The organism is Nostoc mirabile CHAB5784 (genome assembly GCF_020829645.1).
In the GTDB taxonomy this organism is placed as follows: Bacteria; Cyanobacteriota; Cyanobacteriia; order Cyanobacteriales; family Nostocaceae; genus Nostoc; species Nostoc mirabile.
Genome location: NZ_JAIVFS010000035.1, coordinates 35,686 through 54,170, shown reverse-complemented (window position 1 = coordinate 54,170; position 18,485 = coordinate 35,686). Strand labels below are relative to the sequence as shown.

At 46.7% G+C, this 18,485-nt stretch carries 4 protein-coding genes; all 4 read right to left on the bottom strand.

From position 1 onward, the window contains the following. Positions 1 to 112: 112 nt before the first annotated feature. Positions 113 to 4,876: a type I polyketide synthase gene (locus LC653_RS21770; RefSeq protein ID WP_229496861.1), complete on the bottom strand. Its 4,764-nt coding sequence runs from the start codon at positions 4,874 to 4,876 to the stop codon at positions 113 to 115. A gap of 426 nt (positions 4,877 to 5,302) precedes the next feature. Then, positions 5,303 to 10,288: a type I polyketide synthase gene (locus LC653_RS21765; RefSeq protein WP_229496860.1), complete on the bottom strand. Its 4,986-nt coding sequence runs from the start codon at positions 10,286 to 10,288 to the stop codon at positions 5,303 to 5,305. Positions 10,289 to 10,353: 65 nt separating this feature from the next. Next, the gene (locus tag LC653_RS21760; protein ID WP_229496859.1) at positions 10,354 to 11,628 is read right to left on the bottom strand and encodes an NAD(P)/FAD-dependent oxidoreductase; all 1,275 of its coding nucleotides are present in this window, start codon (positions 11,626 to 11,628) and stop codon (positions 10,354 to 10,356) included. A 97-nt stretch (positions 11,629 to 11,725) separates the two neighbouring features. Further along, positions 11,726 to 18,463, bottom strand: a complete 6,738-nt coding sequence (locus LC653_RS21755) for a type I polyketide synthase (RefSeq protein ID WP_229496858.1) — start codon at positions 18,461 to 18,463, stop codon at positions 11,726 to 11,728. Positions 18,464 to 18,485 lie beyond the last annotated feature (22 nt).

The following is an 18,485-nucleotide window of genomic DNA, read 5'->3' as shown; positions in this document are numbered from 1 at the left end:
AGAGAGTTTTTTCGCCAGTTTTTTGGGTATTTTTTTATTTGGAAGTCCCTTAGTTAAAAAAAAAGAGTGCTAGCCTTAACCCAACCGTATTGCTTAACGCCTCACTCAGCACTCATTTAGTCAGTGTGTTTGCCATTTCTTGTAAACTCCTGCAACTTAGTAAGGCTTGGCGATCGACTTTCCCAATTAGCTTTTCCAAGCGGGTAATAATGCGGATACGTTCTAGGGAATCTACACCTAAATCCGCCTCCATATCTTTGTCCATTTCCTCGGAACTAATTTGGTAGTGACAAATTTCCTCCGCTACCTGTCGAATTGTGGACTCAATTTTTGCATCTGCTTGTGATATTGATAGCAGTTCTGTTGGCTGTTGGGGTTGAATTGTCAGTGAGCATAATTCCTCTATCTGAGCAATGTATTCCTGCATTAACTGATCAATAACGGACAAGTCGAAGAATTTGTAGTCATAACTAGCAAACAGATGCAAACTGCCGTCGAATATCTCTTGTAATATATCAATGGTTCCAACAGCATTTATGCCACCTGCTTGATAATCAATTACTTCTACAGGGCCGTATTGAGTTTTGATATGGGTATGCCCTGTGAAGGGAAAGTATAAATTTGATTTCAATACGCTCCTAAACATAGATAAACTATGCTCAGGTATTTTGCCGTCTTCTAAGGCTATATTGTCCCGGAACATTAGCCCCATCTGGCGAGTCTGCGCTCGGTCTAGACCGATGGCGATGCCATTTTGAACTTCTTGATGCACACGGTTTAACAGAGTTTGCCAATCTTCATCCGGTTGTGGTGGCGTAAAACTCAGGGCTAAATTCTGCGCGAAACTACTGACTACATTAGAAGCATCCGCGCCAGGATAAACTCTACCACCGGTGGGGACTTGAACGATTACAGATTGTGAAGACTGCTGCAACTTGACAACGGCTCGCAGAAAAGCTCCCAGCAGCAAAGAATTTACAGGTAATCGCCAGTCACGGGTACGTTCAATCAGTTTAGCAGTGCGATCGCGTCCCAGAATGTACCGTTGAGTGTGAAATTTGGGGCGTGGGTGGTCAACAATATCGCCTTTGGGGTTCCAGAAGTAAGAATCTTTGCCTTGGCTACTAGTGTAGGCTGCCAGCGCTCGGTCTTCTTCGGGATCGTGCCAAGCGTTCATGGCTTGCACTAATTGGCGGTAATCTTCTAAGGTCGTAGCTGGAGGCAGATCAGGCTGATCGTTGCAGATATTTGCGCGATAAATTTCGAGAAATTCACGCAATATGAGATGATTTCCCAGAGCATCAGAAATTAGGTGTTCGTTGCCTAAAAACAGTTGATATACCGAATCTTCTAAGCGCAATACAGAAAATTTATGCAATGGCCATTTAGTCAGGGGCCATTCATAATTTAACCAGCGATCAACTTCTGCCTGTACAGCCTGCTCTTTAGCATTACTGTCAAGATGTCTAATATCTGTAACTGGAATTTCTGGAGGAGTTGGATCTTCCATAACTTCCATTAAGTATTCATTAAAGCGAGTCGCACCTTCTGGGACATGGAAGCGCGATCGCAACATGGGATGCCGAGATAGCAAGTCTTTCCAACTCTGCCAAGCAATATCTAAATCGAAAGGCCCTTGTAAACGTAAACTAGAAAACAAGCTGTTGGAATTTACCACCCAGTGACCTAATAAGTGAAAATACTGTCCATGAAGCATTTCCACATTATTTATTTCACCCTGCTCTCTACTAACTTTTTCTGCGTTACTAACTACAGCGTCTCCACCACTGATGATGTTTTGCTCATCTGAGGTTTGCCACTCTTCAAATATCTGAATTACTTGCCTTAATGTTTGCAACTGCATCAAGTCTCGCAAAGAGAACTTGCTACTAAATGCTGTCTGTTGGTCTACTGGAACCAATTTTATCAGACCGCTCATCAGTTGCATCATCATGATTGAATCCAATCCCAGGTCTGCCTCTAGGGAAATATCCAAATTTAATTGCTCTAACTTGAGTCCAGTTGTCTTAGCAGCTAGAGCTAGGATACGCTCCTCTAGGGTTGTATCAGAGATGCTGATGGCAGGAATTTCTGGCTTCTGAACTGGAACTGACTCTTGCTGAGTGACTGCTGTATCAATCCAAAAACGTTGGCGCTGGAAGGGATAAGTAGGCAGAGGTACGCGGCTACGCTGATAATTGTGGTCAAAGCCAGACCAGTCTACCTTCACACCTTGAACATACAGCGATGCTAAACTCTGGAGCAACTGCTGCCAATCGTCTTGTCCACGGCGTAAAGAAGGCAACCAAACTCCCACGCCATCAGGTAAAGACTGTTGCCCCATGCCTATAAGTACTGGATGTGGGCCAATTTCCACAAATAGGTCATACCCAAGGGCTTGGAGTGTCTGCATCCCTGCGGCAAATCGTACTGGCTGCCGCAGATGACTACGCCAATAACTGGCTTGACCAATTTCTGCTCCCTGCACTAGTTGTCCAGTCACATTGGAAATTAAGTCTATTTGAGGTTCATGGTACACCAACTCGCTAGCGCGTTGCTCAAACTTTGCCAAGATTGGTTCCATCAGAGGAGAATGAAAGGCATGAGAAACCCGTAAGCTTCGGTACTCAATTCCTTGTGCTTCCAGTTTTTGCAACACTGTCTGTACTGCTGGCAGCGCCCCTGAAATAACCACATTCTGTGGGCCATTAACCGCCGCGATTGCTACTTGCTGATTATTAGGTATCGCCGCGATTACCTGTTCTTCCGACGCAAACACCGCCACCATCTCACCCCCTGGTGGTAATGCTTGCATCAAACGGGAGCGATCGACAATCAACTTCAACCCATCTTCTAAGCTGAACACCCCAGCTACACAGGCTGCTACGTATTCGCCGACACTGTGACCCATAACGGCATTTGGCTCAATTCCCCAAGAGCGCCATAATTCATACAGAGCATATTCCAAAGCAAATAAAGCTGGTTGGGTGTAAAGTGTTTGGTCAAGGGAGGAATTCTCACCTGTGGCGGGATAAATTACAGACAATAGGGGTTTTGGCAGATAAGGGCGCAAAATAGCATCGCAGCGTTCCAGGGCTTGGCGGAAAGTCGGCTGGGTATCATAAAGTTCGCGTCCCATGCCTACATATTGGGAACCTTGTCCGGTGAACAAAAAGGCCACCTTGGGTTGACGGGATTTATCAACTTGCCCTTTGAGGAAATCATCAGTATTTTGCCCAAGGTTGAAGGCTGCTAGCTGTTCACACACCTGATTTGAGTCTTCAGCCACCACTGCCAAGCGATGGGCAAATACAGAGCGGCCTGTATTGGCAGTAAAGCAGGCATCGGCTAGGTTTATGTCAAGATTAGCTCTGAAGGCTGTGTAAAAGTTACCAACTAACTCCTGTAATCCGCTTTCAGTTTTTGCTGAGAGACTGAGCAGATGTAAGGGGCGTTCTACTTCATTGGGCTGCTGCTGGCGGGTAGGGGCTTCTTCAATGACGAGGTGAGCATTAGTGCCAGTTACACCAAACCCACTCAACCCGGCAATCCGGGGTTTATCTCCAGAAGTCCAAGGCGTTCGTTGCGTTGGGATCAGCACTGGTAACTTTGCCCACGGGATGAAAGGATTGGGATTTTTTAGGTGCAGATGAGGCGGTATCTCTTGATGTTGCAGTGCCAGCACTACCTTGATCAGTCCCGCCACCCCTGCTGCTGATTCCAAGTGCCCAATGTTGGTTTTTGCCGAGCCAATGATTAAAGGCTCCTGTGGCGATCGCTCTTGGCACAACACTGCCCCCAAAGACTCGACTTCGATCGGATCTCCTAAAGATGTTCCTGTGCCGTGGGCTTCAACATAGCTGATTTGTCCAGGCTCTACCCCAGCGTTAGCCAAGGCTTTACGGATTAATGCTTGCTGGGCTACCCCATTCGGAACTGTCAAACCACTACTGGGGCCATCTTGGTTGACGGCTGATCCCCGAATCAGAGCTAAGATATTGTCACCATCAGCGATCGCATCACTAAGGCGTTTGAGAACAACAACCCCACACCCTTCTCCCCTTGCAAAGCCGTCGGCAGCAGCATCAAAAGTCTTGCAACGACCATCAGGGGCTAACATCCTGGCTCGACAAGTGGCAATGGTAGCAATTGGTGAGAGGATGAGATTCACCCCACCAGCTAAGGCTAGATCGGACTCTTGGCTACGCAGACTTTGGCAGGCTAAATGCATGGCTACCAGTGAAGATGAGCAAGCCGTATCTACCACCATACTTGGCCCCTGTAGACCCAAAGTATATGATAAGCGACCAGCTACAGCGTTAAGACAATTGCCTGTAGCGCTGTAGGCATCGATTTTGCTGCGATCGCTAGACCCAGTTTGGAGTTGCAAATAATCATTGGTGGTAATCCCGACAAATACCCCGGTTTGGCTATTCCTCAAGCGATCGGGTGCAATGCCAGCCTGCTCAACCGCCTCCCAACTGACCTCCAACAACAGCCGTTGCTGGGGGTCCATGTTCTCAACTTCCCGGGGGGTAATGCCAAAGAATTGGGCGTCGAACTGGTCTACTTGGTCTAGAAAACCGGCATTTTTAACATACATTTTTCCTGGTGCATCAGGGTCTGGATCGTAAAATTCATCAATGTTCCACCGATCTTCAGGAACCTCAGTGATGGCATCCACTCCATCATGGAGCAAAGACCAGAAAGTTTGCAGATTGTTAGCACCCGGAAGTCGGCAACCCATACCAATAATGGCAATTGGCTCTGTCTTGGTACGCTCCATTGCGTCAAGTTTAGAGCGCATTTCTCTAACTGCCAGCAGTGCATTTTTTAAGCGATCGCGATGGTCAATAGTTTCGGGAATATTATTCATTTTAATAATTTCTGAGGGTGTTTAAAGAGTTATCGGGAAATCGAGCATTTTTGATGCAGTCGAGTGAAAATCTCTTGAGGAGCGAAACCCAATATTTTGTGGGGTTTGTTGGGTTGAAGCTTTGCGAAAGGCAACCTAACTAGTGGTCTGTCGCATTAATTTTGAGGGATAAGAGAACGAACCGCAAAGGACGCAAAGTACGCAAAGGAAGAAGGAAAGAAGAGAAATTTAAAACTGATTTACCTATCAAAACTTTTGCGATAGATTACTAGTGGTTTATGTCATTAATTTTGATGAGTTTGTAGTAAGCACTTCAGTGCTTAAAAATCTAGGACTAAAGTCCTTACTACGAACTTTTTCACTACTCATAACTAATGCGATAGACTACTAGCACGTCAGCCTTAAAACATTACCCTCCCTACATCCCTAATTAACCAAGGCGGCTAATTCTGCGTCTAGTAATGAAGCCAATTCGTCTTCAGAAAATTGTTCTAGCTCTACTGAAGCTTGAGACAATTCTTTGGGATCTTTTTGTAACTCCTGTTGTGTAGATGGCTCTAGGGAAAGAATGTGGGTAGCCAGGTGATTAGCTAAAACCTCAATATTTGGATAGTTAAAAACTAGTGTTGAACTTAAGGATTGTCCCAAACTGACTTCAAGGCGATTCTTCAAGTCCACAGCCATCAAGGAATCCATGCCTAGTTCGAGAAAGCCCTGTTGTACGTCTGCCAAATGGGATGGCTCTAGTCCTAAAACCTCAGCAACTTGGCTTTGCAGATGAGCAATTAAGAAACTTTGACGTTTGTTGGCTGGTAGAGCGTTTAATTGCTCTAAAAACTGTGGGCGCAATGCTGGCTGCACTTCACCTTGTTCTTGTAGCTGTGTACCAATTTGTTTGAGCAGCGATCGCTGTCCCTTGACTTCATAAACTGCTTTGAAGATATTCCAGTCAACCTTAGCCACTGTTGTTTGGACAATGTTTGTACCCAAAAGCTGTGCTAAGACTGCAATCCCTTCTTCTGGTTGCCAAGGTTCTAACCCCATCCGCTTTAATAAGGTTTGGGTTTCTTCCGAAGCCATCCCACCGCCTGCCCAAGGGCCCCAATTTATGCTTAAAGCTGGTACTCCCAAGGCTTGGCGATAATGGGCAAGGGCGTCGAGAAAGTGGTTGCCAGCGGCGTAATGTGCTTGTCCTCTAGAACCCCATACTGAAGCAATTGAAGAGAAGCAAACGAAGAAATCTAAATTCATCCCCAAACTGAGTTGATGTAGGAGCCACCCACCCGCTACCTTCGGTTGCAGAGTGGATTCAAGGGTCTTAAGGTTGATGTCTTGTAATACTTGATACTCAGCTATTCCAGCAGCATGAACAATTCCTTTTAAAGGAATTTGAGCATTGTGTAACTGTTCAAAAACCGCAGAGATTTGAGCCTGGTTGCTGACATCAGCCTGAGCAACGACGACATTAGCACCCATATTTTCTAAGGCTTGAATCGCCTGCACCTGTTCCCAGATTTCGGTATCCTTTGGCAAAGTTGCCCATGTAGCGCGATCGGGAAGGCCCCTGCGTCCTATTAGCACCAAGTTTCGTGCCCCTTGTTCTACCAGCCACTGGGCAACTTTCAGCCCTAAACTACCTAAGCCGCCAGTAATTAGGTAAGTACCATCAGCTTGCAATTGCACAGGTTTAGATGGCAGTTTATTGCTACGCACCAAACGAGCAACATAGCGTTTTTCCCCGCGTAAGGTGAGTTGATCCTCGCCATCAGGCTGCCAAATTTCTGTTAATAGAGAAAGAGCTTGCCGATCGCTAGAGATACTAGGATCTAAATCTATTAACCCTCCCCAAACTTCAGAATGCTCCAGCGCGATCGCCCGGCCCATTCCCCACAAAGGTGCTTGAGCTACTGCTAGAGAAACGGGTTTTGTTTCCACTGCTTGTGTGCCAGAAGTTATCAACCATAACCGAGTTAATGCTGACTTACTCTGTTTTACCAGTTCCTGAACAAGATGCAGTACACTGCCACAGCCAAGTAGTTGCGCCTTCTCTAAAGAAGATGGTGTAATTTGGTCGTCCATTGCTGCATCTAAACTCCACAGATGCACTATTCCACGACACGACAGACCATTATTTCCGAGAGTTTCTTGCAATAGTCGTTGACAGTCTTGAGGATTTGCTGGGTTGATTTTCCGATGTCCAGCTTCTAAGATTTCATAGGCTTCGCCAGGATAAATCATCACATATTTTTCACCGCGCGATCGCAGCAGTTCTGCTAGCGCCTGTCCCACACCAGCCCGATCTGCGAATATCAACCATTTGCCCGGCTGGTTAACCGAAATAGGCGGTAGACTCAAACGCTCTTGGGGTTGCCACTGCACCTCGTATAATGAATCACTCAGATAATCCAGAATCAAGTGCTGCTGATCTTGTAAGAGCAACTGTTTAAGTAGCTCATATCTGTCTGGAGAAAGCTCGACAATACGTTGAGAAAGTTTCGCAAGCTGCATACTCTCCAGGATGGATTGCACTTGTGTTGCTGGCAGTTGTTCAACTATTTCTAACTTCCGAGCTAGTTGTTGGCTATCTCCAGATTGTAAAAGATTGTGAATCGGGGATTCAAGATTTTTGTTTGATATAATTTGTACTTCTGGCTGTTTAGGTGCTTGGCTCTCAAACCAATAACGCTTTCTTTGGAAGGGATAGGTAGGCAGAGGCAGGCGGCGACGCTGATAATCGTGGTCAAAGCCAGACCAGTCCACATTCACCCCTTGGACATAAAGCAAGGCTAAACTCTGGAGCAACTGCTGCCAATCGTTTTGTCCACGGCGTAAGCTTGATAACCAAACCCCAGTTCCTTCTGGTAAACATTGCCGCCCCATACCGATCAGTATGGGACTTGGGCCGATTTCCACAAACAGGTCATAACTAAGGGCTTGGAGAGTCTGTATACCTGCGGCAAATCGCACCGTCTCCCGCACATGACGACGCCAATAGCTGGCTTGACCTATTTCTGCTCCCTGTACAATTTGTCCAGTCGCATTGGAAATCAAGTCTATCCGGGGAGTCGCATAAGTTACTGCTGCTGCTTTCTGCTCAAACTCCGCTAGCATCGGCTCCATCAGGGGAGAATGAAAGGCATGAGATACTGTTAAGGGACGAGTCACTATTCCTTCGGCTTCTAATTCCTTTAACACCGCCTGTAAAGCCACGCCTTCACCGGAAATGACTATATTTTGTGGGCCATTAACCGCCGCGATTGCCACTTGCTGAGTATAGGGAGCAATCGCCGCGACCACCTGCGCTTCCGATGCAAATACCGCCGCCATCTCACCCCCTGGTGGTAATGCTTGCATCAAACGGGAGCGATCGACAATCAACTTCAACCCATCTTCCAAGCTGAACACCCCAGCTACGCAAGCTGCTACATATTCGCCGACACTGTGACCCATCACGGCATTCGGCTCAATTCCCCAAGAGCGCCATAACTCATATAGGGCATATTCTAAAGCAAATAAAGCTGGTTGGGTGTAAAGTGTTTGGTCGAGGGGGGAATTCTCACCTGTGGCGGGATAAATTACAGATAACAGGGGTTTTGGCAGATAAGGGCGCAAGATCGCATCGCACCGCTCTAGAGCTTGGCGGAAAGTCGGCTGGGTATCATAAAGTTCGTATCCCATGCCTACATATTGGGAACCTTGTCCGGTGAACAAAAAGGCGATTTTAGGCCGACGACTGTCTTGAGGTTGCCCACTCAATACTCCCCATAGATGATTACCACTGCTGAAGGCTGCTAGCTGTTCGCATATCTGGGCTGAATTTTCAGCTATTACTGCTAGGCGATTAGCAAATACAGAGCGACCTGTATTGGCACTAAAGCAGACATCAGCTAAGTTCAGATCAGGATGAGCTTTAAATGCAGTATAGAATTTACTGGCTAACTCCTGTAATCCGTCTTCAGTTTTTGCGGAGAGACTGAGCAGATGTAGGGGGCGTTCTACTTCCTTTGGCTTTTGCTGACGGGTTGGCGCTTCTTCAACCACCAAATGAGCATTAGTGCCACTAAAACCGAAGGAACTCAGACCCGCGATCCGCGATCCGTTGGGCGAAGACCAGGGAGTGAGTTCTGTAGAAATTTTGATTGGCAGTTCTGCCCAAGGTATATAAGGATTAGGGTTATGTAAGTGTAGATGAGGTGGTATTTCTTGATGTTGCAGAGCCAGCACTAACTTAATTAAACCCGCCACCCCAGCTGCTGCTTCCAAGTGTCCCATGTTGGTTTTAGCTGAACCAACTATCAAAGGCTGGTCTGGAGAACGTCCTTGACCTAGTACTGCTGCTAAGGCCCGCAATTCGATAGGGTCTCCTAGTGATGTGCCTGTGCCGTGGGCTTCGACGTAACTCACCTGATTAGGCGTTACCCCAGCGTTAGCCAAAGCTGTGCGGATAACTGCTTGCTGAGATGGGCCATTGGGAACCGTTAAACCGCCGCTACGACCGTCTTGATTGACTGCCGACCCCCGAATTAGGGCTAAAATATTGTCACCATCAGCGATCGCATCACTTAGGCGTTTGAGAACTACAATCCCGCACCCTTCTCCCCGCCCAAAGCCATCAGCCGTAGCATCAAAGGTTTTACAGCGACCATCGGCAGCTAGCATCCTCGCTCGGCATTCATTAATAGTTACGACTGGTGTCAGAATCAAATTCACTCCCCCAGCCAGAGCTAAATTACACTCTCTTGTACGTAAACTCTGGCAAGCTATATGGATGGTCACCAAGGACGACGAGCAGGCTGTATCTATTGCCATGCTTGGCCCTTGTAGACCTAGAGTGTAAGACAATCTACCAGAAGTAACGCTAAAAGCGCTACCAGTGGCAGTATGGGCATCGGCGAGACTGGGGTCGTTGGCTGCTACCTGGAAATAATCCAGATTCATAATCCCGACAAAAACCCCAGTTGGACTACCAACTAGCCCCTCCTGTGCCAGTCCAGCATTTTCTAGGGCTTCCCAACTCACTTCTAAGAGTAGCCGTTGCTGCGGGTCCATATTCACAGCTTCCCGAGGGGCAATCCCAAAAAACTGGGGGTCAAACTGATCTACCTGGTCTAGAAACCCGGCGTTGCGGACATACATTTTCCCTGTAGTATCAGGATTTGGGTCATAGTAAGCGTCAATATCCCAGCGGTCTTTTGGTACTTCTACAATGGCATCTATCCCATTACGCAACATCTGCCAGTATGATTCTGGATCGTTGCTGCCTCCTGGAAATCGGCAACCTAAACCAATGATGGCTATTGGTTCTGTCTTAGCACGTTCGTTGGCTTCTAGTTTCGCTTGCATTTCCTGCAAGGCCAAAAGAGCGCGCTTTGTTGGGGATAGAGGTTGGGAGTTTTCTAAATTGTTACTCATATCAATACCTTCCCTATTTCTATATAGGTGAAAAATTGGCGAACTATGAAAGTTGAAGCAAATTGCTATGCCTGTTTTAATTTGTTGACGATTTCTAAGGCACTAGCAATTCCACTTTCATGGAAACCATAAGAATCGATTCCTCTTTTCTTGATGTGAAAATAAGTTCCTGAGAAATAGACAGGGCCTGTATCATTTAGTTTATGAAGCTGTTTTTGAGCCTCTAAGGTATTCATGTCATACTCTGGATGTTTATAGTTGATCACCTGAATAATTTTGTTTTTATCAAGTTCCATAGGAGGAGTATCAAGAGATACAAAATAGTCTTTTTCTGCTTGAAAATTATGCACCATATTAGAGTAATAAGTTACAAAGGTAGAATTTTTTTCATCTCTGGTTATTTGTCCATAGTTCCATGATTTCCACGTATTTCTATTCGGGTGCATGACAGCAGAATCAGTGTGCAATGTTACCGCAGTTTCATGATACTTAAAACTACTAAGTAATTCTCTTTCCAAATCCGTTGGTTCTTCTAAAATTTGTAGCGCTTGGTCAGCATGAGTTGCAATAATAACTTTGTCAAAAACTTCTTCCCCAGTTGCAGTCTTAATAATAACCTGGTTTTGCTCTCGTTTAATTGAGATAACCTTTTGTCCAGTTCTAATAGGTCGCTTCAGTAAAGATTTTACTTTTTCTACATATCTTGAACTACCTTTAGTAACTGTTTCCCATTCTACAGATTTTCCACCCAGCCCTCCTTTATCATGAGTCATAAAAAAGCTAATAAAGGTAGACGCCGGAAAATCCATCAGCGAATCTGTAGGAATTGACCAGACAGCTGAACCCATCAACATAACGAAATTATCTGTGAATTCCTGGCTAAAATTATTTTTGTCTAAATAATCTTTCATGGGAATTCTTGTTTTGCCTTCCCAGAAATCATTTCTACACTGAGTAAAGAAGCGATTGGCTTCGTCATATAAGCTGAGAAAATCAGGATTACAATTCTGCTCGACTTCTGCTCTTTTTAGATCAAATTCCTCGGAACTGAATTGTATTCCTGAATCTAAATTATAGAAATTAAACCCCCCTATATGCTTTTGAGTTTCAACGTTTAAATCCTTAAAAAATTGGGTCAACCAGGGATAATTTGGTTTATTGAAAACTACAAAAGCCGTGTCTATGAAAAAACTTTTGTCTCCCTCAAAAACCTCTATTGTGTTAGCATGTCCACCCACTCGGTTGCTTTGTTCATAGATATCAATATCGTATTGATCTTGTAGGTAATATGCTGCTGGTGTTCCAGAAATACCCGCACCTATAATAGCTAATCTCTCCATAAAATCCTCCAATTAATCAGTAAATTAAACTTGGTTACTGCTCGTACAAAGCGGCGATTCAAGGAAAAGGCTCACCCCTTGTAGGTGAGCTTGTTGACTAGTACCTAATGCTTTCTAATTCCTTGAGCAGTAATGCCTCTGCATCTTCTTCTGAAAGCTGTTTGAGTTCTGCCGAGGTGATAGTCTGTTCATGATGATTGTTCTCAATCGCCGTGGGCAATTCTGTGGACTGTTCCACAAAAAACATCTCATTAGCCAGATACTTAGCAAGAGTATCGAGAGTTGGATAGTCAAAGATTAATGTTGAAGACAGAGAGCGCCCTAGAGAAGTTTGCAGACGGTTCCGCAACTCGATGGAGGTTAGAGAGTCCATACCGATGTCGAAGAAACCTTGATGCGGTTCTAAGGAATGGGACGAACCTCGACCCAAAACTTTAGCAACTTGGTCTTGGACGTGAGCAAGTAACATTTCCTGGCGATGATGGGGAGCAACCTTCTCTAATTGCACCAGAAACTCAAGCTGTTGCACCGACGCTAGCTCAACTTTGACCTGTGAGCCTACTTCACGCGCTAACTCGGCAAGAAATGCTGGGACAGTATCATTTGTAAATCTCTGCATAAACTGCGACCAGTTTATCGGTACTACCCCGACTTGAGCAGAGGGATGTTGAAACACCTTCTCTAATACCTGTATCCCTTGCTTCGGTGCAATAGTGCCTACGCCCTGCATACTCGTCATCTCGCTGAAGTTGCGCTTCCCAACAACTCCTAACTCAGCCCACGCTCCCCAGTTGATGCTCAGAGCTGGCAGCCCTTGCGATCGTCGATAATAAGCCAGAGTATCCAAAAAAGTATTGGCTGCTGCATGGTTTCCTTGACCTGGTGAGCCAAGCAAAGAGGCGGCTGAAGAGAAGAGAACAAAGAAGTCCAAAGGTATGTTCTGAGTGAGGACGTGCAGATTCCAGGCTCCTTGCACTTTTGGAGACAACACCTTGGCAAATTGCTCCCAATCTTGCCGTGCTAACACCGCATCATCAAGAACGCCTGCTGCATGGATAACTCCCCTGAGCGGCGGCATAGATGCTGTGATTTCCGCCAGCACCTTGGCCACTTGCTGTGACTGAGACACATCAGCCTGAACCACCAGAATCTGAGCGCCTATCTGCTCAAGCTTGCTCAAGGCGGTTTCGGCTTCATCGCCAGGGCCCCTACGCCCCATCAACACCAAGTGTCGCGCTCCCTGCTCGACCAGCCACTGGGCAACCAGTAAACCGAGACCTCCCAAACCACCCGTAATCAGGTAGGTGGCATCAGACTGCAAGTACAAAGGCTGTGGTTCAAGTCTGCGGCTACGCACTAGACGAGGGACATATTTTTGTCCTTGACGAAAGGCGAGATTCTCCTTGCCTTCTGGATACCCCAAGCAGATTTGGTCAAATAGAGCTTTCGCCTCTGCATCTGCGGGATCTAAATCTACTGACACACAATGAAGTTCTGGATACTCTAGGGCAATTACTTTGCCAAGACCCCACAAAGGTGTCTGAGCCACTGCTAAGGGAGACGCTTCTGAACCCACTGCCTGAGCACCTTGAGTAACTAACCACAGAGAGGGTAACTCAGAAAATTCTGCTTTGGCTAGAGCCTGAACCAAGTGAAGTACACTGCGGCATACTAGGACTGACGCTGCTTCTAAGTCAGATGCTGTCATCACTTCTGGTGCCGCGGCCTCCAAGCTCCACAGGTGCACTATTCCACGGCATGGCAGTTGATCATTCCCCACGACCTGCTTGAGTAACTGCTGAAAGTCTTCAGGCTGTTCTGGGTTGACCCTGTATTCTCCTTCCCCTAACTGTTGATAAAACTCGCCAGCAAAGACTGTAACACAAGCTTCGCCACGGGATTTAATCTGGGAAGCTAGCTTCTGAGCAATACCCTTGTTGTCGGCAAAAATCAGCCAGTTGCTCTGCGGTTCTAGCGCAGGGGATATAACCTGCATCTGCTGTGTTTCCGTCTTCGCCCCAGGAGCACGAGCGATAATTACAGCTTGTTGGGATAAAGTGCTGTCGTTAGCCTCTATTTGTGGTATTGATGTTGTCTGTGTAAATCCGATTTCTGCCAACACATCCTGCCACTGCTGCGGCGCAAGTAAGGGGTAGACAGGTCGCAGATCCCTATCTGCAAATTTCCACCAGCCCTCTGTCAACCCGAATATTAGGTCTAACCAACGCTGACGTCCTGTTCCCTCCAGCAATACCAGTATCCCTTCTGGGGCTAAAAGTTGCTGGACATGGTTCAAAGTATGTCGGACATTGCTTGTGGCATGGATCACGTTGGCTGCCAAAATCACATCAAATTGATGGAGATCAAATCCTTGGGTTTCAATGTCTTGTTCAATGTCCAAAAGCTGATACTGCAAAAACGGGTAATCGCAAAACTTCTCCTGAGCTTTTGACAAAAACAAATAGGATACGTCGGTAAACACGTATTCTGTTTGATTTGCTGGCAGTTGAGGCAGCATATAAGATGTCGTCCCTCCAGTTCCAGCACCAATTTCCAAGATCCGAATTTTTCGTCCCTCCGGCAAGCGCTCTAGGGCGATTGACACCGCCTTTTGCACGAGCAGGTTAAACACTCTAGCGCCTGGTGAATTTTGATACAATTTTTCTACTGGAGCATAAGATCCTTGGGGGAACAGCAACTGTAGTGGGTCACACTCTCCCCTGAGAATCTCTGGCAACTTTTGACCGCACTGTGCAAGTAAGGTTAACTCGGCTTCATCGGCTGAGTATTGAGCCAAAAGTTCTCTATATCTTTCATCGGGGGCTGCTTTCTCAGGTACTCGGCAAACTTGCCACTTGGAGCCTACCTGTGTAAGTATCTCTTCTTCCTGTAGTATCTCTAACAGCCGACCCAGTAACTGATGATACCGATTTACTACACCCAACTGCTTTGCTATCTCGCCCGTTGTCAAGCGCTGCTGTGGATGAAACTCCCAACCCATTGTCTGGAAAGCCTTCACCACGTAAGCGCCACTCAAAATCTCGCGTTGAAAAAATAGCTCGTCATAAATTTCCAGTCCATGCTGAATGCATAACTGAGCGACATCGGGCTGGACGCGCGCGCTAACTTGCAGGGGACTGAGTATGTAGTCCGCTGGCAGATACTGGCTTTGAGACACTCTGGGCTGCCATTTCACTTCGTAGAGCCAATCGCTGAGATCCTCGTGTGTTTTGTGCTGCAATGCTTGAAGCTTCGCACGCTTGACCTGCAAACCCTCAATTTCTACTATGATCTGTCCAGCATCATCGAAAAAGCGCAGGTCTCCCGTGCGGGTTTCCTGATTTGAACTATCCTTGGGACGAATTTGACCATGAATCCACAATTGCGTTTCAGGGCGACGGTATACCCGCAAACTGTCCAAACCTACTGGTAGATAAGTATCTCCTTCTTTTGCACTACCCAAGGTGGCAAACAAAAGCTGGAAACCAGAATCTACTAATACTGGGTGCAGCTGATAAGCTTCTGCCTCTGATACTAATGCCTCTGGCAGCCAAATTCGTCCTAGAGCTTCCCCTTCGCGTCGCCAGAGTTGCTCAATTCCCTGAAAACTCGGCCCATACTGCAATCCGCGATCGCGTAGTTGTTGATAGTATGCCTCGACTGATAATTGTTCGTCAAAGGATGCCTGGAGTTCATTCCAAGAAACAAATGTTTGCACTGGGTCTATCTGCCCAGCATTGATTTTTCCAGTCGCGTGCTGTATCCAAGAGGTAGCATCATCTGCCAAGCTTAAGATATAGAAAGAAGTTTGCCCAGCATTTTCAGGTGTCAGAATTAATTGGACAATCCGACTAGCATCCTCTGGGATAATTAGTGCTTCCTGAATCAGTACCTGCTCAAGAGAATTGAATCCTGAACCCAGGGCTGCCTTTGCTCCAGCTAAGGCTATTTCCAAATAAGCCGCCCCTGGCAAAACCACCATATCGTAAACCTGATGTCCGACTAGGTAAGGCTGCAAATTAATGTTCAACTCGGACTCGAATAAAGTCTCCTTGAGGGCTGAACGTACTCGCTGACCTAATAGCGGATGCAGATTTGTCTTGCCAGTTGATAGCTTTGCTTGGGGTTTACGTTCAAACCAATACCGCTCGCGCTGCCAAGGATAGGAGGGTAGGCTAACAACCTGACATTCAGATGGATATAGTTGCTGCCAGTCAACAGTAAATCCTAAAGTGTAAAGGTTGCCTAAAGAACTAAGTAGCGTTGCCCGTTCTGGCTGCCCGCGTCGTAGAGAAGATAATACCGTTCCCTGTTGACCAAGATGACTCAGACACTGCGAAATATACCCTGAAAGTACTGGGTGGGGGCTAATTTCCAGGAAAATAGTTTGACCTGCACTTACCAGTTCCTCAATTGCTGGTGCAAAGCGGACGGGTTGCTGTAGGTTGCGTCCCCAGTAGGCAGCATCGAAATCTGCACCATTACTAGACTGACCTGTGACGGTTGAGAAGATGGGAATCTTTGCTGCTTGTGGCTGGAGTTGATCTAGTGTTTCTACCAATTCCTCAGCAAAGGGTAACATTTGCGGGCTGTGGAAGGCATAATTCACAGGTAGCAACTTGCAGTAAACCGTTGGTTGTTCGCGTTGGAGTAACTCTAGAAATGATTCTATGGCAGCAGGTTCTCCCGAAACTACTGTGGAAGTGGGACTATTAATAGCAGCGATCGCCAATTGTCCTTCGTATCCACGCAACCAATACTCTGTGTCTTTTGGCGACAATTCCACTGCTGCCATTTTACCATTGCCAGTAGCTTGTTGCATCAAGCGACCGCGATCGCAAATTAGCTGCACAGCATCTGCTAAACTCAGAACGCCAGCAATATGGGCTGCTGCTACTTCACCCAGACTATGACCCACCACCGCCTTCGGTTCAATACCCCAAAAACGCCACAGATGGGTCAGCGCCACTTGCAGGGCAAAAATCGCTGGTTGGGCAATCTCTGTCTCTTGCAAACGAGATTGAGAGGCATCTGCTGTCAGTTCTGCTAATAAAGACCAATTAGTATGCAATTTTATCAGCGCATCGCACTCCTCGATAGTGGCGCGAAAGACTGGTTCCTGTTCTAGTAACTCCCGACCCATAGCCCACCATTGCGGCCCCTGACCGGAGAAAACGAAAACTATTTTCGGACGGCGATGGCGATGGTTGCGACCAGAAGATTGGTGAGCATCTGACTTGCCCTGTAAAAAATCTTGTAACCGCTCTTGGAGTTCTGCCGAAGAATCAGCCAAAAAAGCCAAGCGGTGTTCATGGTGAGTGCGCCTGACACTGGCTGTATAACAAATATTTTGCAGTGAAACAGTATTAAGCTCTTGAGTTTCTAAAAAGTTATGATAAGTCTGCACCAGTGATTTCGCCGCTTCTAGACTATGGGCAGACAGGGGTAGTAAGTAAGCCTGCTGTTGAGAGATTTCTGCGGACTGGGAATAGCCTTTTTTCTCTCCCCCTGCCTGACTCAACAGATCATCCTTAACTAAACTGGATTGGGGAGGCTGTTCTAGGACGACATGGGCATTGGTTCCGGAAAACCCAAAAGAGCTAATGCTAGCCTTGGCTGGATTAGACCCTTGAGGCCAAGGAGTCAAAGACTGCTGCACTCGGATGGGCAGAGTGTCAAAAGGAATGTAAGGGTTAGGCTGGTGAAAATGCAGATTTTGCGGTATCTGTTGATGCTTGAGGGATAACGCAACTTTAATTAAACCAGCGATGCCAGAGGCTGCTTCTAAATGCCCAATGTTGCTTTTTACCGAGCCGACAGCACAGTAATTTCCAGCAGGACGGTCAGTAGCCAAAACAGTTCCCAGAGCGATCGCTTCAATGGGATCTCCCAAAGGAGTGCCAGTACCGTGCAATTCAACATAGCTGATTTGGTCTGGTGTCACCCCAGCATTCTCCAAAGCCTGACGAATCAGTGCTTCTTGAGCAGGGCCATAAGGCACAGTCAGCCCTTTGCTGCGACCATCGTGATTGATGGCGCTACCACGGATGAGTGCATATATCTGGTCATTGTCTGCCAGAGCCTGAGATAAAGGTTTGAGGACAACAAAACCAGATCCCTCACTGCGAACATAGCCATTGGCTTGTGCGTCAAAGGTTTTGCAACGACCATCGGGAGACAGAGCTTTTAACTTGGTTAAGCCAATATTACCAGTTGGTGAAACAATGATATTCACACCCCCAGCTAAAGCCAGGGTAGACTCTTTGTTCCATAGACTTTGACAGGCGAGGTGAACTGCAACGAGTGAGGAGGAGCAGGCAGTGTCAACTGCCATACTCGGCCCCCGAAAGTTAAATAGATAGGAAAGGCGACCAGCCGCAACGCTCAATGCGTTACCAGTCAGATCGTAGCTATTGGGTCGATTAGAATAATCCTCTCCTTGAATTAAACTGTAATCGTTAGCTGATGAAATCCCCACAAACACACCAGTGCGTGTCCCCAACAGTTGTTCTCGCACCTGTCCAGCATCTTCCAATGCCTCCCAAGCCACCTCTAGCAGAAGTCGTTGCTGGGGGTCCATAGACATGGCTTCTCTCGGCGAAATTCCGAAGAAGTGGGGGTCAAACTGGTCTACTTGTTGCAAAAAGCCGCCACACCGCGAGTTCATTTTGCCAATTATTTCCGGGTCTGGGTCGTAGAGTTCACTCAAATCCCATCGATTTGTGGGTATTTCTGTGATGGCATCTACGCCGTTACGCAAAAGCTCCCAAAAAGCCTCTGGGTCTTTTGCACCAGGAAATCGGCAGCCAATACCAATTATTGCGATCGGTTCCATTTAACTATTTTCCTAAATTGCA